This is a genomic window from Neorhizobium alkalisoli (genome assembly GCF_002968635.1).
In the GTDB taxonomy this organism is placed as follows: Bacteria; Pseudomonadota; Alphaproteobacteria; order Rhizobiales; family Rhizobiaceae; genus Neorhizobium; species Neorhizobium alkalisoli.
In genome coordinates, this window is sequence record NZ_PVBN01000008.1 from 172856 (window position 1) to 193550 (window position 20695).

The 20695-nt window shown below is 60.9% G+C and carries 16 protein-coding genes and 1 tRNA gene; 14 read left to right on the forward strand and 3 right to left on the reverse strand.

All coding sequences use genetic code 11. The features are described 5' to 3' along the window. Nucleotides 1-11: 11 nt before the first annotated feature. Nucleotides 12-935: a lytic transglycosylase domain-containing protein gene (locus C5L13_RS18375; protein WP_105384716.1), complete on the reverse strand. Its 924-nt coding sequence runs from the start codon at nucleotides 933-935 to the stop codon at nucleotides 12-14. Nucleotides 936-1175: 240 nt separating this feature from the next. On the opposite strand from C5L13_RS18375, the gene C5L13_RS18380 reads away from it, so the two are divergent. From C5L13_RS18380 to exoR, 7 genes are all read left to right on the forward strand, one after another. Beyond that, nucleotides 1176-1249: transfer RNA gene (locus C5L13_RS18380), tRNA-Cys, on the forward strand. A 162-nt stretch (nucleotides 1250-1411) separates the two neighbouring features. Beyond that, entirely contained in the window at nucleotides 1412-1609 is a 198-nt protein-coding gene (locus C5L13_RS18385; RefSeq protein WP_105384717.1) for a hypothetical protein, read from the forward strand. 146 nt (nucleotides 1610-1755) lie between these two features. Beyond that, a complete protein-coding gene (locus C5L13_RS18390; protein ID WP_105384718.1) occupies nucleotides 1756-2409 on the forward strand; it encodes a protein-L-isoaspartate O-methyltransferase family protein in 654 nt (217 codons plus the stop codon). A 250-nt stretch (nucleotides 2410-2659) separates the two neighbouring features. After that, nucleotides 2660-3514, forward strand: a complete 855-nt coding sequence (locus C5L13_RS18395; protein WP_105384811.1) for a PopZ family protein — start codon at nucleotides 2660-2662, stop codon at nucleotides 3512-3514. A gap of 119 nt (nucleotides 3515-3633) precedes the next feature. Then, the gene (locus C5L13_RS18400; RefSeq protein WP_105384719.1) at nucleotides 3634-6465 is read left to right on the forward strand and encodes a valine--tRNA ligase; all 2832 of its coding nucleotides are present in this window, start codon (nucleotides 3634-3636) and stop codon (nucleotides 6463-6465) included. Between the two features lie 354 nt (nucleotides 6466-6819). Continuing rightward, a complete protein-coding gene (locus C5L13_RS18405; protein WP_105384720.1) occupies nucleotides 6820-8049 on the forward strand; it encodes an OmpP1/FadL family transporter in 1230 nt (409 codons plus the stop codon). Between the two features lie 486 nt (nucleotides 8050-8535). Further along, nucleotides 8536-9330 (forward strand): exopolysaccharide production regulator ExoR, encoded by a 795-nt coding sequence (gene exoR / locus C5L13_RS18410; RefSeq protein ID WP_105374852.1) that lies wholly within the window; start codon nucleotides 8536-8538, stop codon nucleotides 9328-9330. A 12-nt stretch (nucleotides 9331-9342) separates the two neighbouring features. Here the strand turns inward: exoR and xth are convergent, their stop codons facing one another. Together xth and erpA are read right to left on the reverse strand one after the other, a co-directional pair. After that, a complete protein-coding gene (xth, locus tag C5L13_RS18415; RefSeq protein ID WP_105384721.1) occupies nucleotides 9343-10131 on the reverse strand; it encodes an exodeoxyribonuclease III in 789 nt (262 codons plus the stop codon). Nucleotides 10132-10202: 71 nt separating this feature from the next. Next, nucleotides 10203-10532, reverse strand: a complete 330-nt coding sequence (gene erpA / locus C5L13_RS18420; RefSeq protein ID WP_105384722.1) for an iron-sulfur cluster insertion protein ErpA — start codon at nucleotides 10530-10532, stop codon at nucleotides 10203-10205. A gap of 149 nt (nucleotides 10533-10681) precedes the next feature. Here erpA and C5L13_RS18425 point away from each other — a divergent pair, with 149 nt between their 5' ends. The 7 genes from C5L13_RS18425 to C5L13_RS18455 all read left to right on the forward strand — a co-directional run bounded on the left by C5L13_RS18425 (nucleotide 10682) and on the right by C5L13_RS18455 (nucleotide 20674). After that, nucleotides 10682-11899, forward strand: a complete 1218-nt coding sequence (locus C5L13_RS18425) for a deoxyguanosinetriphosphate triphosphohydrolase (RefSeq protein WP_105384723.1) — start codon at nucleotides 10682-10684, stop codon at nucleotides 11897-11899. A 62-nt stretch (nucleotides 11900-11961) separates the two neighbouring features. Then, nucleotides 11962-13719 (forward strand): arginine--tRNA ligase, encoded by a 1758-nt coding sequence (argS, locus tag C5L13_RS18430; protein WP_105384724.1) that lies wholly within the window; start codon nucleotides 11962-11964, stop codon nucleotides 13717-13719. A gap of 65 nt (nucleotides 13720-13784) precedes the next feature. Then, nucleotides 13785-16847 carry an SPOR domain-containing protein gene (locus C5L13_RS18435; RefSeq protein ID WP_105384725.1) on the forward strand — a complete coding sequence of 1021 codons (3063 nt, stop codon included), beginning with the start codon at nucleotides 13785-13787 and terminating at the stop codon, nucleotides 16845-16847. A gap of 77 nt (nucleotides 16848-16924) precedes the next feature. After that, entirely contained in the window at nucleotides 16925-17941 is a 1017-nt protein-coding gene (gene nagZ / locus C5L13_RS18440; protein WP_105384726.1) for a beta-N-acetylhexosaminidase, read from the forward strand. Between the two features lie 27 nt (nucleotides 17942-17968). Then, on the forward strand, nucleotides 17969-18817 hold the full coding sequence (locus C5L13_RS18445) for a segregation and condensation protein A (RefSeq protein WP_105384727.1): 849 nt from the start codon (nucleotides 17969-17971) through the stop codon (nucleotides 18815-18817). A 26-nt stretch (nucleotides 18818-18843) separates the two neighbouring features. Continuing rightward, nucleotides 18844-19530: an SMC-Scp complex subunit ScpB gene (gene scpB / locus C5L13_RS18450; RefSeq protein ID WP_105384812.1), complete on the forward strand. Its 687-nt coding sequence runs from the start codon at nucleotides 18844-18846 to the stop codon at nucleotides 19528-19530. A 49-nt stretch (nucleotides 19531-19579) separates the two neighbouring features. Then, a complete protein-coding gene (locus C5L13_RS18455) occupies nucleotides 19580-20674 on the forward strand; it encodes an ABC transporter ATP-binding protein (RefSeq protein WP_105384728.1) in 1095 nt (364 codons plus the stop codon). The last annotated feature ends 21 nt before the right edge of the window (nucleotides 20675-20695 follow it).

Genomic DNA, 20695 nt, shown 5'->3' on the forward strand with positions numbered 1-20695 from the left:
GTCCGAAACCGTCAATTTTTGAAGACAGTGCAGGGGACACCGGCCGATCTGACGCGCATGCAGAGATCGGTGGCCTCCGCTCTGGTCGTTTTCCCGATCCTGGCGGCATATCGAGGGCGGTAGCCGAAATTTCCGCCTTTTTGCCGAACGATGAGAGGGCGTTCGTCGCTGAGGGAGGGCGGGAGTTTCGCCATCGCATTGACGAAGAGCCGGTTGGCGACGTGCGGATTATAGTGCGCGGACAGTTGCACTCCCCACGGTGCCCAGTCGGCGCCGCTCAGCAGAACGGGCTCATTGAGGTTTCTCGTCTCGGCGAGAGTGACGCAGCCGTCCATGAAGGATTTTTCCGCTGCAAGGGGAGGGGCCGGCTTATCGGGAGGAGAATCTCTCCAGGTCTCGGCGGTATGTCCCGTTATCGCAAACACGTAGTCGCGCGTTTCGATCGGCAGACGATCACGCTTCAGGAATGTCTCCAATCCGGTCTCGCCTGCGTTGTAGGCCGCTGCCGCCAGGCCGAGGTTTCCGAACCGGTGCCGCAGGTCGTCGAGATAGCGGGAGGATGCCGTCAGCGCCTCGATCACGTCGAAGCTGTTTTGCAGTCCTCGCAACCTGGCGGCTCCCGGCATGAACTGGGCAATGCCCTCGGCGCCCTTGTGGCTGACGGCGCCGGGCCTGAACAGGCTTTCGCGCCAGATCAGCCGCGCGAAGAACTCGGGAGGTATATTGCTGGCTGCCGCCGTATGCTCCAGGACCCTGCAAAGGTCACGATTGAAGCTTTTGGCACGGATGCATAGCGCGAGCCCTCCGTCTTCCGCGCCTCGTTCGTAAAGGCAACGGTCCTCCGCTGCTTCCTCGGCCGCAGCATCGCCATAGCCCGGAAGCGGCACTACGCTCAGCGCCAACGCGCAGATGCTCCACAGAACACGAGAGCTCATAACCAACCTCAGTGGACCGCCGTCCGACGTGACTGCGTGGCGATAATGCCAAAAGGGCGAATGAAGAGAAACACCTTATCCGCGGGGCTGCTTTCGCTTGATCTGGAGGGTGCTACGGGAAACAGAAAGCGAACCGCGATCCGGAATGGAAAAAACGGCGATATTCGGAATGAACCCGCTTGCGCCATCATTCGATTCGTTCTAAACGCCCGACACCACTCGCTCTTTATGCGTACGGACGGCCTCGTGGCGGAGTGGTGACGCAGAGGACTGCAAATCCTTGCACCCGAGTTCGATTCTCGGCGAGGCCTCCATTCTCCCCCCAATGGCAACAATCCGATCTTTCTTTTCGATCAAGCATTTACCATGCCGTTTTGTGTGCGCTGCAATATGGTTAATTTTTTAACTTTCTCCTCCTAGTCTCGGAACAGAACGGCCTGTTCATTGCTTTATGCGCCGAACGGAGGGAAAGCGACATGATCACCAGAATTATCACCGTCCATCGTCAGCCGGCCAACGAGGCCGAAGGCACGGGTACCTTCGCCGACGGTATCTTTCCGCTGACCTCGGCCGAACAGTCGGCCTTCGACAAGGATCACGGTCTGCGCACGTCCTACACCCGGGATTACGTCGTCGTTCGTCGTCTGGATGAGGCGCCGCGCGCCTACGCGTGATCAGTCGGCCTTAGTCGATGCCCCGCGCTCCGCGGTCGACTGCGCTTTTTTGCCTCGAAGACCCGCAATGTCTTGAAAGCGGACCGCGCCGTCAGTAAGACGGGACATGAACCGGCCCTCATGCCGGATGTTTTGGGACGACTGAGATGATGGATTTCGAAGCAGCACGTACGAAGATGGTCGAGAACCAGATCCGCACCACCGATGTTACGTCGCATTCGGTTCTGCGGGCGTTTTACAGCGTTCCCCGCGAGGCATTCGTGCCCGCCAAGGCCAAGTCGCTCGCCTATATCGATACCGACATCGAAGTGGCTCCCGGACGCTATCTGATGGAGGCTTCGCCGCTTGCCAAGCTGCTGCAGCTTGCCGCGATCACCAAAAGCGATGTCGTGCTGGAAGTGGGAACGGGTAGCGGATACGCCGCCGCGATCCTGTCGCAACTGGCGGGGTCGGTGATTTCGGTCGAGGTTGACGGGGCGCTGGCGGAGCAGGCGACCGAGAGCCTGTCGTCGCTCGGCCACGACAACGTCGCTGTGGTGACGGGCGAATTGCAGAATGGTTATGCGAGTGAAGCGCCCTACGATTTGGTCTTTGTCAACGGCGCCGTCGAGGAGGTGCCGGCCGCACTTCTCGAGCAGCTTCGTGACGGGGGGCGTCTGGTGGCCGTCGTCGGTTATGGTAATGCAGCCCAGGCGAAGGTTCTCGTGAAGGAGCAGGGTGCGATCTCCGAAAGCACCTATTTCAACGCCTCCGTGAAACCGCTGCCGGGCTTTGGCAAGATCAAGGAATTCGTTTTCTGATCGACGTGATGATCCTGTCGTGAAAAGCAGAGCCGCGGAAGCGGCTCTTTTGCTGTTTGAGGCATGGTTCCTTGGGCTTGCTTTAGAAGAGTGTGACATACGGGATTCACATCCCCAACAAAACTGTGTATCGGTAGAGCGCCTGGGGCACTTGTCATTGTTTCCAGCCCCCCCAACACCTTAAGCTGACTGCGATTCGATCCCTTTTGTCCGGGGAGCGAATCGGTTGCCGGTAACAGCGGGGATGAAAATGGCTCAGCCAAATGTAGCGCGTGAACCCTCCATGGAAGAAATCTTGGCGTCGATCCGTCGGATCATTGAAAGCAATGAACCGACAGCCGAGAATGCGCTCTCCCGTTCGCTTCCTCCGACCTATGGCGACGACGAACTGGAAGGTTCCGAAGACGAGGGTTTTGCTCCGGATATCGCCGCGAACGATCGCGGCATGCCGTCCCGCGGCGGGTCGCCGATTGAGGCGTCCGCCTCGTCGAGTCAGCCGGAGCGCACCCTGTCGCTGGCAGACGTCGCTGCACGGGTTCGCGCCGCCTCCTCGCGCCAGCCGGAGCCGGCCCCCGCGCGGGTTGCTCCGACACCACAGGCGGGCGGAGCGCCCGCTCAGTCAGCTCGCCAGGATGAGCCGTCTTCGCTTCGTCCCCTGACGCCGCGTATGCCCGAATTCCGCGAACCGCGTCCCGAGCCCGCACCTGCCGCACAAGCCGCTCCGACACCGATGCAGCCCGCGCCCGCACCGGCGCAGCCCGAGCCGGTTCAGCGTGTGATGCCGGTTTTCGATCCGCCTCAGCCGGCCCCGATGCGGCTCGATGTGGCTGAGCCGCAGGTGCCGAAGCCGGCGCCACAGAGCCTGCCGGCCAAGATCGAGGAAACCGCCAATCTCCTCTCCATCGAGGCCGGCGCCCAGGTTGCCAAGTCCTTCGGCGAACTCGCGGCCGTCTTCAACGGCATCGAGCGGCGCTCGCTGGAAGACATGGCCGGCGACATGCTGCGGCCGATGCTGCAGGAATGGCTGGACGACAACCTGCCGACATTGGTCGAACGCCTCGTGCGCGAGGAGATCGAACGCGTGGCGCGCGGCCCACGCCGCTGATCCGTAACCGAGACCGATGATGCGGCCGCTCCGGTGACGGGGCGGCTTTTTTATTGACTTGGAACACCCCATCCTATTTACACCGCGATACCTCTCAAAGAACAGAACCGGGTCAGGAAATGCTCGAAAAGACCTATGATTCCGCAGCCGTAGAACCGAAAATCGCGCAAGCCTGGGACGAGGCGGATGCCTTCCGCGCCGGTGCGAACGCAAAACCGGGGGCGGAACCCTTCACGATCGTGATCCCGCCGCCGAATGTGACCGGTTCGCTGCATATGGGCCATGCGCTCAACAACACGCTGCAGGACATCATGGTCCGCTTCGAGCGTATGCGCGGCAAGGACGTGCTGTGGCAGCCGGGCATGGACCATGCCGGCATCGCCACCCAGATGGTCGTGGAGCGGCAGTTGATGGAGCGCCAGCTTCCCGGGCGGCGCGAAATGGGCCGGGAAGCCTTTGTCGACAAGGTTTGGGAATGGAAGGCCGAATCCGGCGGGTTGATCTTCAACCAGCTGAAGCGGCTCGGCGCCTCCTGCGACTGGTCGCGCGAACGCTTCACCATGGACGAAGGTCTGTCCGAGGCCGTTCTTGAAGTCTTCGTGACGCTCTACAAGGAAGGCCTGATCTACAAGGACAAGCGCCTCGTCAACTGGGATCCCAAATTGCTCACCGCGATTTCCGACCTCGAAGTCGAACAGATCGAGATCAAGGGCAATCTCTGGCATCTGCGCTACCCGCTCGAGCCGGGCGTCACCTACCAGTATCCGGTCACTTTCGACGAAGACGGCAAGGCCACCGAATACGAGACGCGCGACTATCTGGTCGTCGCGACAACGCGGCCCGAAACCATGTTGGGCGATACCGGCATTGCCGTGAACCCCGAGGACGAGCGGTACAGGGCGATCATCGGCAAACATGTCATCCTGCCGATCGTTGGTCGCCGCATCCCGATCGTCGCCGACGACTACGCCGATCCGACCGCCGGTACCGGCGCCGTCAAGATCACCCCTGCCCACGACTTCAACGACTTCGAAGTCGGCAGGCGGGCGGGGCTCAGCGCCATCAACATCATGAACATCGATGGCACGATCTCCATCAAGGAAAACGAGGACTTCCTCGAAGGCCTCGATCATCCGGCCGCACTTCATGGTGCCTGGGATCGCCTCGAAGGTCAGGATCGTTTCACCGCGCGCAAGATCATCGTCGAGATATTCGAAGAGGCCGGCCTGCTCGACAAGATCGAGCCGCACAAGCACATGGTGCCGCATGGCGACCGTGGCGGCGTGCCGATCGAACCTCGCCTGACCGAGCAGTGGTATGTCGATGCCCATACGCTGGCTCAGCCGGCGATCGCTTCGGTTCGCGAAGGCCGCACCAAATTCGTCCCCAAGAATTGGGAAAAGACCTATTTCGAATGGATGGAGAACATCCAGCCCTGGTGCATTTCGCGCCAGCTCTGGTGGGGACACCAGATCCCGGCCTGGTATGGTCCGGACGGCCAGGTCTTCGTCGAGAAGACCGAAGAGGAGGCGCTCCAGGCGGCCATCCAGCACTATCTTGCGCATGAGGGGCCGATGAAGGCTTTCGTCCAGGATAAGCTTGAGAATTTCAAGCCGGGCGAAATCCTCACGCGTGACGAAGACGTGCTCGATACCTGGTTCTCCTCGGCACTATGGCCGTTCTCCACCCTCGGCTGGCCGGACCAGACCAGGGAGCTTGAGAAATACTACCCGACCAGCGTCCTCGTCACCGGCTTCGATATCATCTTCTTCTGGGTCGCCCGCATGATGATGATGGGCCTTCATTTCATGAAGGACGAGGAGGGCAATCCGGTCGAGCCCTTCCATACGGTCTACGTCCATGCGCTGGTGCGGGACAAGAACGGCCAGAAAATGTCGAAGTCCAAGGGCAACGTCATCGACCCGCTGGAACTGATCGACGAATATGGCGCTGACGCCTTGCGCTTTACGCTGGCCATCATGGCGGCTCAGGGCCGCGACGTTAAACTCGATCCGGCACGTATTGCTGGCTATCGCAACTTCGGCACCAAGCTCTGGAACGCCACCCGCTTTGCCGAGATGAATGGCGTCAAGGGCGATCCGGCCTTCAGCCCGGAAACGACGACGCTCACCATCAACCGCTGGATTCTCACGGAGCTCTCCGCGACGATCCGCGATGTGACCGAGGCGATCGAGAGCCAACGCTTCAACGAGGCGGCCGGCGCACTCTACCGTTTCGTCTGGAACCAGGTCTGCGACTGGTATCTCGAACTCCTGAAGCCGGTCTTCGCGAGCGAGGACGAGAAAGCCAAGGCGGAAGCCCAGGCCTGTGCGGCATACGTTCTGGAAGAGACCTACAAGCTCCTTCACCCCTTCATGCCCTTCATGACGGAAGAGCTCTGGGTCCATACCGATACCCGCCAAGGCCTGCTCTGCCACGCCGATTGGCCGGCGCCGGAATTTTCCGACAGAGCGGCGGCCGAAGAGATCAATTGGCTGATCGATCTCGTGACCGGGCTTCGTTCGGCCCGCGCCGAGATGAACGTGCCGCCTTCGGCGGTGGCGCCGTTGATCGTGGTGGGTGCCAACCAGTCCAGCCAGGCGCGCCTCAGGCGTCATGACGCTGCGATCCGCCGTCTCGCTCGCGTCGAAAACATCGACCTTGCGGATATTGCGCCCAAGGGAGCGGCTCAGATCGTCGTCGGAGAGGCGACGGCCTGCCTGCCGCTTGGTAACCTGATCGATCTGGTTGCTGAAAAGGCGCGCATCGAGAAGGCGATGGGCAAAACCGACGGCGAAATGGACCGCATCGGCAAGAAACTGGCGAACGAGAAATTCGTCGCCAATGCCGACCCGGACGTTGTCGCGGCCGAACGGGAGCGCTTTGCGGAACTTGAGGTGCAGATGACCAATCTGAAGACGGCGCTGCTTAGAATCACCGAAGCAGGCTGATTCGCCCCGCGATCGTTTTTGAGCGAGTGCCGCGTCGAAACAGGCGCGGCATTTTCTTTTTCCGGGCTTCGTCAATCTGTCGCAAAAATATGCAGCTGCTTGCTCCCGAGAAAGCCGCAATGTTGCCACATCGACACAGAATCCGCCGGAAAAGTAATACAGTTCTAATGTTCCCGCCTTATACTGCTGCAAGACGGAAAAATTTTGCGACATATGGTCGCTTCAGCAGGTTCCTGAGTTTGTTACGTAAACCATTGCCGTCCAATGCCGGAAAGTGGTGGACAGCTGAAAGTTGTCAATCAGAGCGAAACATTTAGAGTGATTCCGGTCACTTACCAGGGAGTGGGAGCAATTATGGTAAGCAAAATAATATCGAGGGGTCTTTTGGTTGTTGCCGCAGGTTGCGGGTTGCAGTCGACGGCCCTAGCGGGAGGACTTGAGCGCGGCGGTTACAATATCGACCTGCTTTTCGATCCTTCTCGGTTCGCGGTGGAATCGAGCGCTACCTTCGTCATGCCTCAGCGCAAGGTGAAGAACGTCACCGATATCAATCCGGCGAACGGCAACCTGAACGCGATTCCCGGTTATTCGGACTCGGCAGATGATAGCGAGAGCTACTGGTCTCCGCGCATCGGTGCAAAGGCCGCGATTGGCGATGCGGCTGACTGCATGTTCGACTATTCGCAGCCCTATGGCGCCCACACCAAGCCGGGTGCCCGCTGGGCAGGCGCCAGCGACAACGTGGAAACGAAAGTCAACAGCGACAACTATGCTCTGACTTGCTCTTATCGTTTTGACGTGGGGCCGGGACAGCTTCGCGTCATCGGTGGTGCCAACTATCTCGAGATGGATGGCTTCAAGGAGCGCCTTCTGGTGCCGCCGGAGGCCATCGGCTTCGCCGCGACAGGCATCGGTCGTCTCGATCTTGAAGCAGACGGATGGGGTTGGCGCGCCGGCCTGGCCTACGAAATTCCGGAATATGCCTTCCGCGCAAGTCTCATGTACTACAGCGAAGTGAAGCTGAAGGACATCACGGGCACGGTCGATCTTACGCAGGTACCTGCCGTGGTCAGCCCTCTGGGCGGGTTGATATTGCCGGTAGAGGGATCGGCGTCCATGCCGGACGCTGTTGAACTCAAGGTTCAGTCGGGCATTGCCCCCGGTTGGCTCGCATTCGGTTCGGTGAAGTGGACTGACTGGAGCCAGCTGCAGCGCATTTCTTTCTACAATAGCGGTGTCGAAATCACGTCTCTCGATCTTGGCTATCAAGACGGCTGGACGGTTACCGGCGGCATCGGCCACAAGTTCAATGATCAGTGGAGCGGCGCTCTCAGCGTTACCTGGGATCGCGGGACGTCCCAGGAGTTCGGCACCCAGACCGACAGCTGGTTGTTCGGTGCAGGCGTTGCCTATTCGCCAAATCAGAATGTCGAAATCCGTCTGGGCGGTGTTATCGGCATTCTCACCAGCGGCGACTCGGGTCCGACCGTGATCGACGGTGTTGGTGTAGGCGACGAGGCGACCTACGAGTTCGACAACGATCTGGTTGCGGCTCTCTCGACCTCCCTCAAGATCAAGTTCTGATCTGACCATCATCAAGAAAAAGCCCGGTTGCGACCGGGCTTTTTTGTGGCCGCAGGCAAAGAGCCGACAGATAAAGTCGTTGTTCCACTTGTGACGATTTGGCAACACTTTTTTGGGACGATTGTCAGGCGCACCGAGAGGGTGCGTTCTGTCCATTTCCCGCCACAAACGAAGCGCAGCGATAAATGGACAGCAGGGGCGGACCGCGGGGGCGGGGCGCAAGTTTGGAGTATCATGGGCGGGTTTCCCAAAGAAATGCCGGGACTCTGGCACAACGGCTGCGGTGTATCGGCGCCGATATGCTTCGCCGTACTTCTACCGGCAATGGGTCCAAGTGTTGCCGAAAACGGCGCATACAGTTTCAGACGCCTGTCAGGAGGAGTGGCCGGCGGACATGCCCGTCAAAGCCTCTCTGCAAAGACACGGAGTGCTCGAGCTGCGGCCGCCTGCCGCGTAGCTTCGCAGCGGAGTGAAAGAAACTGAAACATGCCGAAGTCTGACATCGGATCCATGAGAGTATTGCTTCTTGGAATGTCGCTCGCCTCGCTTTTGGCGGGTTCGGCCTCGGCCTTTGACATCAAGTCCGGCGTGACCAAGGAGTCAGGCCCGTTCGACCTCTTCAAGTTCGGCTTCAAGGCCTACAAGAACGGCCAGAAGGAAGACGCGGTCGAGGCCTATCGTTATGCGGCCGAGAAGGGTCATACCGGCTCACGCTGGGCGCTTGCCAATATGTATGCCTATGGCGACGGCGTGGCGAAGGATGATTTCGAAGCCTTCAAGATCTATAACGAGATCGCGGCTCAAGGCGTGGAACCGGGCTCGGAAGATACGAGCTTTTTCATCAACGCGCTGTTGTCGCTTGCAAACTACTATCGTCGCGGCATCCCCGGCAGCCCCGTGAAGCCAGACCTGTCGCAGGCGCGCCAGCTCTATTTCCAGGCGGCCTCGACTTTTGGCGTGGCAGAAGCTCAGTTCCAGCTCGCCAAGATGATCCTCGCAGGCGAGGGCGGCACCGCCAATATCCAGCAGGCCAAGAAATGGCTGAACCAGGCACGCAAGAATGGCCACGCGGGCGCAATGTCCGTCTTCGGCAACGTGCTCTTCCAGGAGGGTCAGACCGTCCGTGGTCTGGCTTTCATGACGGCCGCACTCGACAAGTGTTCCGCCAAGGAGTGCAACTGGATGCAGCAGTTGCAGGAGCAGGCTTTCTCCGTCGCCGGTGAGGAGGACCGCCGCGGTGCGGTTGCGCTCTCCCAGCAATTTGCCCAGGGCGCCGACTGAGCCGGCGCTCGTTTAGCCGAAATCGAAGATACCGATGACGGGCACGTGGTCCGACGGCTTTTCCCAGGCCCGCACATGCTTTTCGATCGCGGTGGACTTCAGCCTGTCGGCCGCTTCCGCCGAGAGGAGCAGGTGGTCGATGCGGATGCCGTTGTTCTTCTGCCACGCGCCGGCCTGGTAATCCCAGAAGGAATAAAGCTTCGTCGCATCCGTCGTCGCGCGCACGGCATCGACAAGGCCGAGATTTTCCAGACGCCGGAACGCTGAGCGGGTTTCGGGCAGGAAGAGCGCGTCGGTCGCCCATACGGCCGGATCGAAACAATCATGCGGTTCGGGAATGACGTTGTAGTCTCCAGCCAGAATCAGCGGTTCCTCGAGAGCAAGGCACTCCTGAGCGTGCCGCCGCAGCCGCTCCATCCAGGCAAGCTTATAGGGGTATTTTACCGGGTCGTCGGCCGGATTGCCGTTCGGCAGGTAGATGGACGCCACGCGGATCGCCCCGCCTGCCACCGAGAACACACCCTCGATATAACGGGACTGCTCGTCGCCGTCACCGCCCGGCAGGCCGCGAAGCACCTCGTCCGGGCGGGTCTTCGACAGCAGGGCGACGCCGTTGAAGCCTTTCTGCCCATGCGTTTCGACGTGATAACCGAGCGCCTCGATTTCCAGCCGCGGAAAGTTCTCGTCCACGGATTTGATTTCCTGAAGGCAGACGATGTCGGGTTGGGAATCGGCAAGCCACTGACGCAAATTATCGATGCGCGCCTTTACGCCATTGATGTTCCAGGTGGCTATTTTCATCGGACCGTCCCTTCCTCTTTCGCTTCCTCTTTTAGCGAAAGAGGAAGCCTTGGGAAGGACAAAGATCGGTCTCAGACCGAGAAGCTCGTACCGCAGCCGCAGCTTGCGACGGCGTTCGGGTTCTTGATCTGGAAGGACTGGCCGAGCAGGTTGTCGACGAAGTCGATCTCGGAACCAGCCATGTAGACGAGCGAAAGACTGTCGATCAGCACCTTGGCTTCGCCATTGGCGACGACGACATCGTCGGCTTCCGGCGCGTCGGCGAGGTCGAACTTGTAGGAAAAGCCGGAACACCCGCCGCCTTCGACGGAAACACGTAGCGCCTGCTTGCCCGCTTCGCTGGCGACGATTTCCGTGATGCGCTTTGCCGCGGCATCCGAAAGAGTTACATTTATGTCCATATCCGTCTCCTGCCGGGTTCAAGGCCCGGTGAGTTCCGGGCAAAATCCCGGAGATTCCTGTCACCGGCGTTGCGCACGGCTTTACTATAGGTATGAAGGCTTGAACGGCGCGTCAATGGCCGGCTTGGAACGAAGAGACAGGTGAGCGAATGACGATTGATACCGGTGCCCTCGGTTTCGGCAGCGGCGAGCGGGCGGTCTATGCCGCCAATCCCTGGGCCTCGCGCGGCCGGCTCTTCCCGGAGCCCAGCAGTCTGACGCGTTCGGAGTTCCAGCGCGACCGCGATCGTATCGTCCACACGACCGCATTCCGCCGGTTGAAGCACAAGACGCAGGTCTTCATCAGCCCCGACGGCGATCACTACCGCACGCGGCTCACCCACACCATCGAGGTTGCTCAGATCGCCCGCGCCCTGGCGCGTGCCTTGAAGCTCGATGAGGATCTCGCCGAAGGCGTGGCACTGGTTCACGATTTCGGCCACACACCTTTCGGCCACACGGGCGAAGACGCGCTTCACGATATGCTGGCGCCTTACGGCGGCTTCGACCACAATGCCCAATCGCTCCGGATCGTCACCAAGCTGGAACGCCGCTATGCGGAGTTCGACGGCCTCAATCTCACCTGGGAAAGCCTGGAGGGGCTCGTCAAGCACAACGGGCCGCTCCTGACCAAAACGGGTGAGGGCACCCGTGGACTGGTTCCGCAGCCGATCCGTGACTATTGCGAACTGCATGATCTGGAATTGGCGAGCTATGCGAGCCTTGAAGCCCAGGTCGCCGCGATTTCAGACGATATCGCCTACAATACCCACGATATCGACGACGGGCTGCGTTCGGGCCTTTTGACCTTCGAGATGCTGGAGGACGTCCCGTTCCTCGCAAAAGTCATGATGGACGTAAGGCAGCGTTATCCGCACCTCGAGCCGAGCCGCTTCACCTACGAAATCACCCGCCGGCAGATCACCCACATGGTGGAGGACGTGATCGGCGTCACCCAGGACAATTTGCGGAAGCTGCAGCCGGAAAGCGCCGACGACGTCAGAGGCGCCAACCAGGTGATGGCGACGTTTTCCGACGAAGTTGCCGAGACCGACCGCTGCATCAAGCAGCTTCTGTTCTCGCGGATCTACCGGCATCCGGAGATCATGCGCATTCGTGCCGGCGCGGCGCAGATCCTGTCGGATCTCTTCAACGCCTACATGAACGATCCAACTCTGATGCGAAGCCACTACTGGGTGAACCACATCGCCGGTCTGAACGAAGCGGCAAAGGCCCGTCATGTGGCCGATTATCTGGCCGGCATGACCGACACCTATGCTGTCCGGGCGCATGGCGAGCTGTTTGACCAGACTCCCGATTTGCGATAGGCAGCCGCCAACAACAACGGCTTTTCAAGGGCCCGCGCGGCAGTCTTGCGCGGATGAGTGATATGAATCTGTTTGCCGACTTCGAAACTAGAATTAAGAACGCTTTGGAAACACTTGATATCATCAAGGAAAAGCGAAGCGAAGTCGATTTCGGACGTGTCGCGATTGAGCCTCCGCGCGACCAGAGCCATGGCGACGTGGCAACCAATGCAGCCATGGTATTGGCCAAGCCGCTGGGCACGAATCCTCGTGCGCTTGCCGATATTATCGCGGTAGTGCTGCGTGATGATCCCGATGTCAGCGAGGTATCCGTTGCCGGCCCCGGGTTCATCAACATCCGTCTTTCCACCGGCTATTGGCAACGCCTGCTGGCTTCGATGATCAAGCAAGGCACCAGTTATGGCCGTTCCACCGTCGGCGAGTCGAAAAAGGCAAATGTCGAATATGTCTCGGCCAATCCGACCGGCCCGATGCATGTCGGTCATTGCCGTGGCGCGGTGGTGGGCGACGCGCTCGCAAACCTGCTGCAGTTTGCGGGCTACGACGTTACCAAGGAATACTACATCAACGACGCGGGCAGCCAGATCGACGTGCTGGCGCGTTCGGTCTTCCTGCGCTACCGCGAAGCTCTTGGAGAGACGATCGGCGAAATCCCTTCGGGCCTCTATCCGGGAGACTATCTGGTTCCCGTCGGCCAGGCGCTCGCCAGCGAATATGGCCCGCGGCTGCATAACATGCCGGAAGAGGATTGGCTGCCGATCGTCAAGGACAAGGCCATCGACGCCATGATGGCGATGATCCGCGAGGATCTCGACGCGCTCAACGTTCACCACGACGTCTTCTTTTCCGAGCGTACGCTGCATGCCGGTGGCGCGCAGCGTATTCGCACCGCCATCAATGACCTGACCTTCAAGGGGCATGTCTACCGCGGCACCTTGCCGCCGCCGAAGGGGCAATTGCCCGAAGACTGGGAAGACCGCGAGCAGACGCTGTTCCGCTCCACAGAAGTAGGCGACGACATCGATCGGCCGCTGATCAAGTCCGATGGCAGCTATACCTATTTTGCAGCCGACGTTGCCTATTTCAAAGACAAGTTCGACCGCGGCTACGACGAGATGATCTATGTGCTCGGCGCCGACCATGGCGGATATGTGAAGCGCCTGGAAGCGCTGGCGCGTGCCGTTTCCGGCGGCAAGGCCAAGCTGACGGTGCTTTTGTGCCAGCTCGTCAAGCTGTTCCGCAACGGCGAGCCGGTGAAGATGTCGAAACGTTCCGGCAATTTCGTGACACTGCGCGAAGTGGTCGACGAAGTCGGCCGTGACGCGGTTCGGTTCATGATGCTCTACCGGAAGAGTTCCGAACCGCTCGACTTCGACTTTGCCAAGGTAACGGAACAATCCAAGGACAATCCGGTCTTCTACGTGCAATACGCCCATGCCCGCTGCGCCTCGGTGTTCCGGCAGGCGCAGAAGGCGTTTCCAGACCTCGATATCGAATCACTCGATCTGGCGGCACATGCCGGCCTGATCTCGGACGAGAACGAGTTGAGGTTGATTGCCAAGCTTGCGGAATATCCCCGAATTGTTGAGGCCGCAGCCCTTGCGCAGGAGCCGCATCGACTTGCATTTTACCTTTATGATCTGGCAAGTTCCTTCCATGGCCATTGGAGCAAAGGCTCCGAAAATGCCGACTTACGCTTTGTTAACGATAAGAACCGACAATTGAGCGTCGCCAGGCTTGGGCTGGTGCACGCTGTCGCCTCTGTCCTGAAGTCGGGACTTGCTATAACAGGCACAGCAGCACCAGAAGAAATGCGCTAGAATCGCCACCATTTCCCCACATTGCACTGGCATATACGTTGTAATGTAGGTGAGTGGACGAGTTAATGGCAGACAACAATCTTGCGCGTAGCCGGAATGATTTGCCGGATTTCTTTGCCGATGATGACCCGCTGGCAGAACTCGCCCGCATTGTAGGTTATGAAGATCGGCCCATCACTAAATCGGCGGCGCCGTTGGCCGACGATGCTTATTCGCCTGGTCGCGAACCTGCGTTTAATCTGGAGGACGAACTCCTGCAGGAGTTCGAGCGCTACGACGCGCCGCGTCTTGACCCGATTCATGACATCAGCATCGACGACGTGCCGCATGCCGCTCCTGTCGCGGCTTCGTTTGCCGAGCCGGATTTCGGTCCGGAAATCGACGATGTCATCGACACGGCGGAATTTTCTCCGGCTTTGCTGCCGGACGATCACGATGCCTTAAGTGGTGAAACGTTCTCGGTCCGCGACGAGGAGCCTTCGTTCCCGGCCAAAAGCTACGCCGAGAGCTATCTTGATGTGTCCGCCCCCGAACCTGTTGCTGCCGAGGTTTCGGACGACGATCGCGTCGAACCGGTATTCGATCTGCCCGACCTGCCGGCTGTAGCGGCCGTTTCGGAAGTGCAGCAAGCGTACGCGGCTGACGAGACCGCCGATCAGTTCGATGATGAATTCGATCTTGCTGCCGAGCTGGAGAGCTCGATCGGCGCCGAATCCGCCGTTGAAGGCGAGCCGGAAGTAAAGCCGGAGCCGAAAGCGAAGACCGGCTACGTTCCGGGTTTCCGCATGCCGCTTGCGAATTTCAACGTCGCGCGTGCAGCCGAGCCAGTTCCGCGTCCTCAGTCTCCGGCACCCGAACCGGCAGAAGAAGCCCTGGACCTGCCGGTGCTCGAGGATCTTCCGATTCTGGGCGCCACAACACCCGTCCACGATGTGCCGGTCGCGGCTGCTCAGACGGCAAAATTCGAGGTGGCTGAAGCCCCGGCTTCCGCTGCCGAGGTGGCTGAGCCTCTTCCTACGGTTTCGGTCGAACCTTCGGCTGCCGCAACATCTCCGGCCGCGGTTCAGTCGGCATCGAAGGACCGGTTTTCCGAACTTGACGAGCTGATTTACGACGTTCAGCGGTATTCGTTTGCCGCTAACGGCGAGAAGCCGGTGTCGCCTCCCGTTGTCGAGGAGACAGCAGCTATTGCCTCAACGCCTGTCGCGAAGCCTGTTGCGGAAGCGGTCGCACCGGTTGCCGTTGCCCCAGTCGCCGTTGCGCCGGCTGTAGAGGCACGGGCCGCCGAGGATGCGGCGGTCGACGAGTTCGATCCCTTCTCCGACGACGAATTCGAGATCGCGCTCGATGATCTTGAACTCGATCTTGCCGAGCTGGTCGTTGAAGATACCGAAAAACAATATGAACAAACGGTTCGAACCGCTCTGGAAATAGAGACCGCGCCATACAAGCCGGAAATTCCGGTGGCGCGTGCCACACCGTCTGCTGCGGCAACGCCGGTGGTGGAAGCAGAGGTGGTGGAGGAGGCGGATCTTGTCGCCGAGCTCCCCTTCGATCCCGCCCAGATTGCCGATGCCGAAGACCATGTCGAGGCGATAGCCGAGCTCGATGTACCGTCACTGCCGGCTGAAGAGCCGGAGCAGACGCCGGCTTATCGTCCGGACTACGATCTCGATATCGACGCTGAATTGGCGACGCTTCTGATGACGCCGGAAAAGGCGCAGCCGACGCCCGCGCGTAAGCCGGAAATCGATATTGCTTCCCTGGCGCCGGCGACGGCCAATCGTCCTGCCCAGGCGAGCCAGCCGCCAAGCTATTCCGACCTCGACGACTTCGAGCGGGCGCTGGAAGAGGATTTCCGCCGTAGCCTTACGGCTCCGTTGATGGCGGCCGAACACGAAGAACTGCACTATGGCGAGGCCGATTATCTGGCGACCGTGGAAAATGCGCGTCGCTCCGCGGTCAGTCGCTGGGCTGTCCCGCTGGCCATGGTTGGTGTCGTTATTCTCGGCGGCGCCGGTATCTATGCATGGTTGGGCAGCAGCGTGCCCGGTAACGTCGCGAGCGGCGAGCCGGTCGTCATTGCCGCTGACATGGACCCGATAAAGGTCGCCCCGGCGAACCCGGGCGGCAAGACGGTTCCGAACCAGGACAAGGCGGTCTATGACCGTGTTGCAGGCGTTTCGGCTCAGGATCCGAAGCAGCCGACCTTGATCTCCTCCAGCGAGGAACCGGTCGATGTGGTCCAGAAGACCCTGATGCCCGATTCGCTGCCGCTTGAAGGTGAAGACGAGATTGAGCCGACAGAGGTGGCTGACACCAAGGATGCGCGCCTGCTGCCGCAGGATGAACCTCAGCAGACCGCTGCGGCCGAGCAGCCGCCGGTGACCATCATGCCGCGCAAGGTCAAGACGATGATCGTGCGGCCCGACGGCAAACTTGTCGAGCAGGAAGTTCCTGCTCCTGCGCTTGCCGCCCCGGAGACCACCGAAAAGCTACCGGCAGCCGGCGCAAAGCCGGTGGAGGTCGCCGCCGTTCCTGCACATCCTCCGGTTTCGGCTCCAGCGACACCCGTTCAAACTCAGCCCGTTGCCGCTCCGCCTGCGCCCGAGCCGGTGAACGCTGCCAAGCCGGCTCCGGTAACGCCGGCCGCTGCGCCGGCTGCCACCCCGGCGATTGCACCGTCTGCCGTGCCCCCCGTCGAGACTCCAGTTGAGGCGTCGGCTCCGGCGATCAAGGCACCGGTTCCGAGGGCTCGTCCGGCGGAACAACCGGTCAACGTGGTTGCGGCGGTCACCGACCAGGGCAATGTCCGCGCCCCTGGCCAGCCTGCTGCGTCCCAACAGGTTGCCTCGGCGCCTGCCCAGGCGGCACCGGTTGGCGAAGGTGGTTACGTGATCCAGATCGCCTCGCTGCCGTCGCAAGCCGAAGCCCAGAAATCCTATCAGAGCCTGTCGGCGAAATTCGGCAGCGTGATCGGCGGCCGTGGCGTCGACATCAAGGCGGCGGAAGTTGCCGGCAAGGGCACGTTCTATCGCGTCCGCATCCCCGCGGGCGGCAAGAGCGATGCAGTGGCGCTCTGCGAAAAATATCGTGCTGCCGGAGGCAGCTGCCTGGTCGCCAGGTAGGTAACGGCAATGAATGGCAAGGCGGGGCGCATGGCGCCCCGTTTTTCGTTTCGGCTTCCATCAACTAAGATCGCACCATGACCGAATCAAAAGCCATGATCCTGGGCTCCAGTGGCCCGAACCTCACTGCCGACGAGATCGCGCTTTATAGGAATGAACGTCCTTGGGGCTTCATCCTCTTTGCGCGCAACTGCCTTGAGCCGTCGCAGATTTCCGATCTCGTTGCAGCCATGCGCGATGCCGTCGGGCGGCCCGATGCGCCCGTGCTGATCGATCAGGAGGGTGGACGCGTGCAGCGCATCCGCCCGCCGATGATCGAGCGTTATCCGTCTGCCGCCGCTCTCGGTGAACTCTACAGACGGGACCGGGACCAGGGACTGCGTGCCGCGTGGCTGATGTCGCGTCTGCACGCTTTCGACCTCATCAAGCTCGGCATCAACGTAGACTGCCTGCCGGTACTCGATGTGCCGATCGAGGGTGCGAGCAACGTGATCGGCGATCGCGCCTATGGCTTCGATCCGAAGACCGTGTCAGACATGGGCCGGGCTGCCGCCGCGGGGCTGAAGGCCGGTGGTGTGCTGCCGGTCATGAAGCATATCCCGGGCCATGGGCGCGGCATGGCGGATTCCCACCATGAGTTGCCGGTCGTCGCCGCCTCCCGGGCCGAGCTCGAAGCGCACGATTTCCAGCCCTTCATCGCCCTCAAGGACGAGCTGATGGCGATGAGCGCCCATATAGTCTTTACGGCGATCGATCCGGATGAGCCGGCGACCATTTCCCGAAAGGTGATCGAGGAAATCATCCGCGGCCATATCGGCTTCGACGGCCTTCTGATGTCAGACGACACCTCGATGAACGCCCTGAAGGGTACGATCGGAGAGCGTGCGGCCAGAATCGTTGGGGGCGGCTGCGATATTGTCTTGCATTGCAACGGCGTCATGGAAGAAATGAAGGCCGTGGTGAAGGAGGCGATCCCGCTCGCCGGCGAGGCGCTCAGGCGCGCCGAAGCGGTCGAGAGAGCCTTCGGGCCAGGTGACGGGGCTGACGAATCGGCTCTGCGTGCCGAGTTTCATGGGCTGCTTGCCGTCTCCTGACGGCGACGGACAGGGTGAGGTTGAGGAATGGCCGTGACGACATCGCAGAATGCCATTCCGATGGACAAGTTGTGGCAGGAGCCGGAACGGGCTGCGGACGATCCGGCCCTGGTGATCGATGTCGGCGGGTTTGAAGGTCCGCTCGACCTGCTGCTACATCTCGCCCGCAATCAGAAGGTCGATCTGGCCCGCATTTCCGTGCTGGCGCTGGCAGAGCAATATCTCCAGTTCGTCGAGAGTGCCAGGCGGGTGCGCATAGAGCTGGCGGCCGATTACCTCGTGATGGCGGCCTGGCTGGCATATCTGAAATCCAAGCTCCTGATACCGCAGCAGGCACGGGGCGATGACGGTCCGAGCGGCGAGGAGATGGCTGCAACACTCGCTTTCCGCCTGAAGCGGCTGGAGGCGATGCGGGAAGCGGCGACGCGGCTCGTCAATCGCAACCGGCTGGGGCGCGACGTATTTGCCCGCGGGGCGCCGGAGCATATTCCGCATCGCGTGCAGTCTGCCTATGATGCCTCGCTCTACGACCTGCTCTCGGCCTACGCCAATCTGCGGCAACGCGGCGCCGTCACGCAGGTGACGATCGAGAAGCGCAAGGTCTGGTCGCTGGCCGATGCCCGCAACCTGTTGACCCGGATGCTTGGCGAAATCGCCGACTGGACAGCACTCCAGCACTATCTGTTGCCCTATCTGCCGCCGGAGGACCGGATTACTGCAACTGCGAGCGCCTTTGCCGCCTCGCTGGAACTGGTGCGCGAGGGCAAGCTTGAAATGCGCCAGGACGGAGCGTTTCAGCCGATCTACCTGCGCAAAGGGCAACTGTCGGGGACGATGAAGCCCGTGCTGCAAGCCGTCGCGGGAGAGGTCGATTGACGCCCGACCAGGATGACGATTTGCCGATGCTGGAAGCCGAAGAAGGCGAAATCGAGCGGATGTCGCTGATCGAGGTCGAGCGGATAGCGGAAGCGTTGGTCTTTGCCTCTGCCGAGCCGGTTTCAGAAGCCTTTCTTTCCGAACGCCTGCCGCGCGGCACGGATGTCGGCGCGGTGATGCGCCGGCTGATGGAGGTCTATGCGCCCCGTGGCGTCAATCTCATCAGGACCGGCGAACGTTGGGCCTTCCGCACGGCAGCAGACCTCTCCTTCGTCATCCGCAAGGATGAGAACGAGGCGAAGAAACTATCGCGGGCGGCGCTCGAAGTGCTTGCCATCATCGCCTATCACCAGCCCGTCACACGCGCCGAGATCGAGGAGATCCGCGGCGTTCAGACGTCCAAGGGCACGCTCGACGTGTTGATGGAAGCCGGCTGGGTGCGTTTCCGCGGTCGCCGCCGGACGCCGGGGCGCCCGGTGACGCTCGGCACGACGGTGGAATTCCTCGACCATTTCGGCCTGGAGGAGCTGCGCGACCTGCCGGGTCTCGAAGAATTGAAGGGAGCGGGACTTCTCTCCGGCCGGATCCCGCCGGGCTTTGCCATACCGATCCCGCAGAATGTCGACGATCTCGCCGAGGATGAAGATCCGATCACGCAACTCGATCTCGAGGAGCTTGGACTCTTGACACCCGGCGGAGAAGCGGACGAATAGCGTCGAACTGTAAAAACAGCCCGGACTGCGGGTGCGAACGGGCATTGTCATGACTATTCAGGCGGCCAGCGGGGAGACCAGACGAAAGACCGGCGTTACGTTCGCCTCCCGCCTGGCCTTCGAGGACATCCGGCATTCCTACCATGGTAAGGAAACGATTCGGGGCATCTCGCTTGCGGCCGAGCCCGGCGAAGTCCTGTGCCTGCTTGGGCCGTCCGGTTCGGGCAAGACGACCTTGCTGCGGATTGCCGCCGGTTTGGAAGCGCAAAGCCATGGCCGGATCGTCATCGATGGCCGGGAAATGGCCGGCCCTCAAGATTTTCTGCCTCCGGAAAAACGTGGCGTCGGGCTGATGTTCCAGGACTTCGCGCTCTTTCCGCATATGACTGTGCTGGAAAACGTCCGCTTCGGATTGACGGCGCTGTCCGCGAAAGAGGCAGTCGCGGAAGCCGGAGCGGCATTGGAGCGTGTCGGCTTGTGGCATCATGCGACAAAATATCCCCACGCTCTCTCGGGCGGGGAGCAGCAGCGCGTCGCGCTGGCGCGTGCGCTCGCTCCGCGGCCGGGCGTCCTTCTTATGGACGAGCCCTTTTCCGGCCTCGATTCCAGGTTAAAGGATACCATCCGGACTGACACTTTGACGATCCTGAAGGAGAGCCGCGCAACAGCGATCGTTGTCACGCATGATGCCGAGGAGGCGATGCGGATGGCAGACCGGATTGCGCTTCTGAAGGACGGATGTCTTGTGCAACTGGGCGCGCCGGCTGATCTCTACAGCAGCCCTTGCAGCTTGTTTGCGGCAGCTTTCTTCTCGGAAATCAACGAGTTGTCGGGTATCGTGAGGAATGGCGCGGTGGAGACGCCGCTAGGGACTGCGCCGGCAGAAGGGTTGGCTGAAGGCAGTACGGTCTCCGTAGCGGTAAGACTGTCCGACGTCGATGTTGCCGCTGAAGGGGGCGCTATCGAGGCCCGTATCCTGTCGCGCAGGTTCCTCGGCGTCGTGGAGTTGCTCACTCTCGCGGTTGCCGGAGCAGACGATCCGATCCGCGCCCGGGTTCGCGCCGGACGGCTTGCGCCGGGGGTAAACGATGTCGTTGTAACGGTCGCCCCCCGAGACATTTTGGTGTTTGAAAAAGCACCATAAAGAGCTTACATCGATAATACG

Excerpts from the sequence above, each read along its gene's own strand:
- C5L13_RS18435 (WP_105384725.1), top strand. The coding sequence starts at position 13,785 with ATGGCAGACAACAATCTTGCGCGTAGCCGGAATGATTTGCCGGATTTC.
- C5L13_RS18455 (WP_105384728.1), top strand. The coding sequence starts at position 19,580 with ATGACTATTCAGGCGGCCAGCGGGGAGACCAGACGAAAGACCGGCGTT.
- C5L13_RS18445 (WP_105384727.1), top strand. The coding sequence starts at position 17,969 with ATGGCCGTGACGACATCGCAGAATGCCATTCCGATGGACAAGTTGTGG.
- scpB (WP_105384812.1), top strand. The coding sequence starts at position 18,844 with ATGCTGGAAGCCGAAGAAGGCGAAATCGAGCGGATGTCGCTGATCGAG.
- erpA (WP_105384722.1), bottom strand. The coding sequence starts at position 10,532 with ATGGACATAAATGTAACTCTTTCGGATGCCGCGGCAAAGCGCATCACG.
- C5L13_RS18390 (WP_105384718.1), top strand. The coding sequence starts at position 1,756 with ATGATGGATTTCGAAGCAGCACGTACGAAGATGGTCGAGAACCAGATC.
- C5L13_RS18405 (WP_105384720.1), top strand. The coding sequence starts at position 6,820 with ATGGTAAGCAAAATAATATCGAGGGGTCTTTTGGTTGTTGCCGCAGGT.
- nagZ (WP_105384726.1), top strand. The coding sequence starts at position 16,925 with ATGACCGAATCAAAAGCCATGATCCTGGGCTCCAGTGGCCCGAACCTC.
- argS (WP_105384724.1), top strand. The coding sequence starts at position 11,962 with ATGAATCTGTTTGCCGACTTCGAAACTAGAATTAAGAACGCTTTGGAA.
- exoR (WP_105374852.1), top strand. The coding sequence starts at position 8,536 with ATGCCGAAGTCTGACATCGGATCCATGAGAGTATTGCTTCTTGGAATG.
- C5L13_RS18425 (WP_105384723.1), top strand. The coding sequence starts at position 10,682 with ATGACGATTGATACCGGTGCCCTCGGTTTCGGCAGCGGCGAGCGGGCG.
- C5L13_RS18400 (WP_105384719.1), top strand. The coding sequence starts at position 3,634 with ATGCTCGAAAAGACCTATGATTCCGCAGCCGTAGAACCGAAAATCGCG.
- C5L13_RS18395 (WP_105384811.1), top strand. The coding sequence starts at position 2,660 with ATGGCTCAGCCAAATGTAGCGCGTGAACCCTCCATGGAAGAAATCTTG.
- C5L13_RS18375 (WP_105384716.1), bottom strand. The coding sequence starts at position 935 with ATGAGCTCTCGTGTTCTGTGGAGCATCTGCGCGTTGGCGCTGAGCGTA.
- xth (WP_105384721.1), bottom strand. The coding sequence starts at position 10,131 with ATGAAAATAGCCACCTGGAACATCAATGGCGTAAAGGCGCGCATCGAT.
- C5L13_RS18385 (WP_105384717.1), top strand. The coding sequence starts at position 1,412 with ATGATCACCAGAATTATCACCGTCCATCGTCAGCCGGCCAACGAGGCC.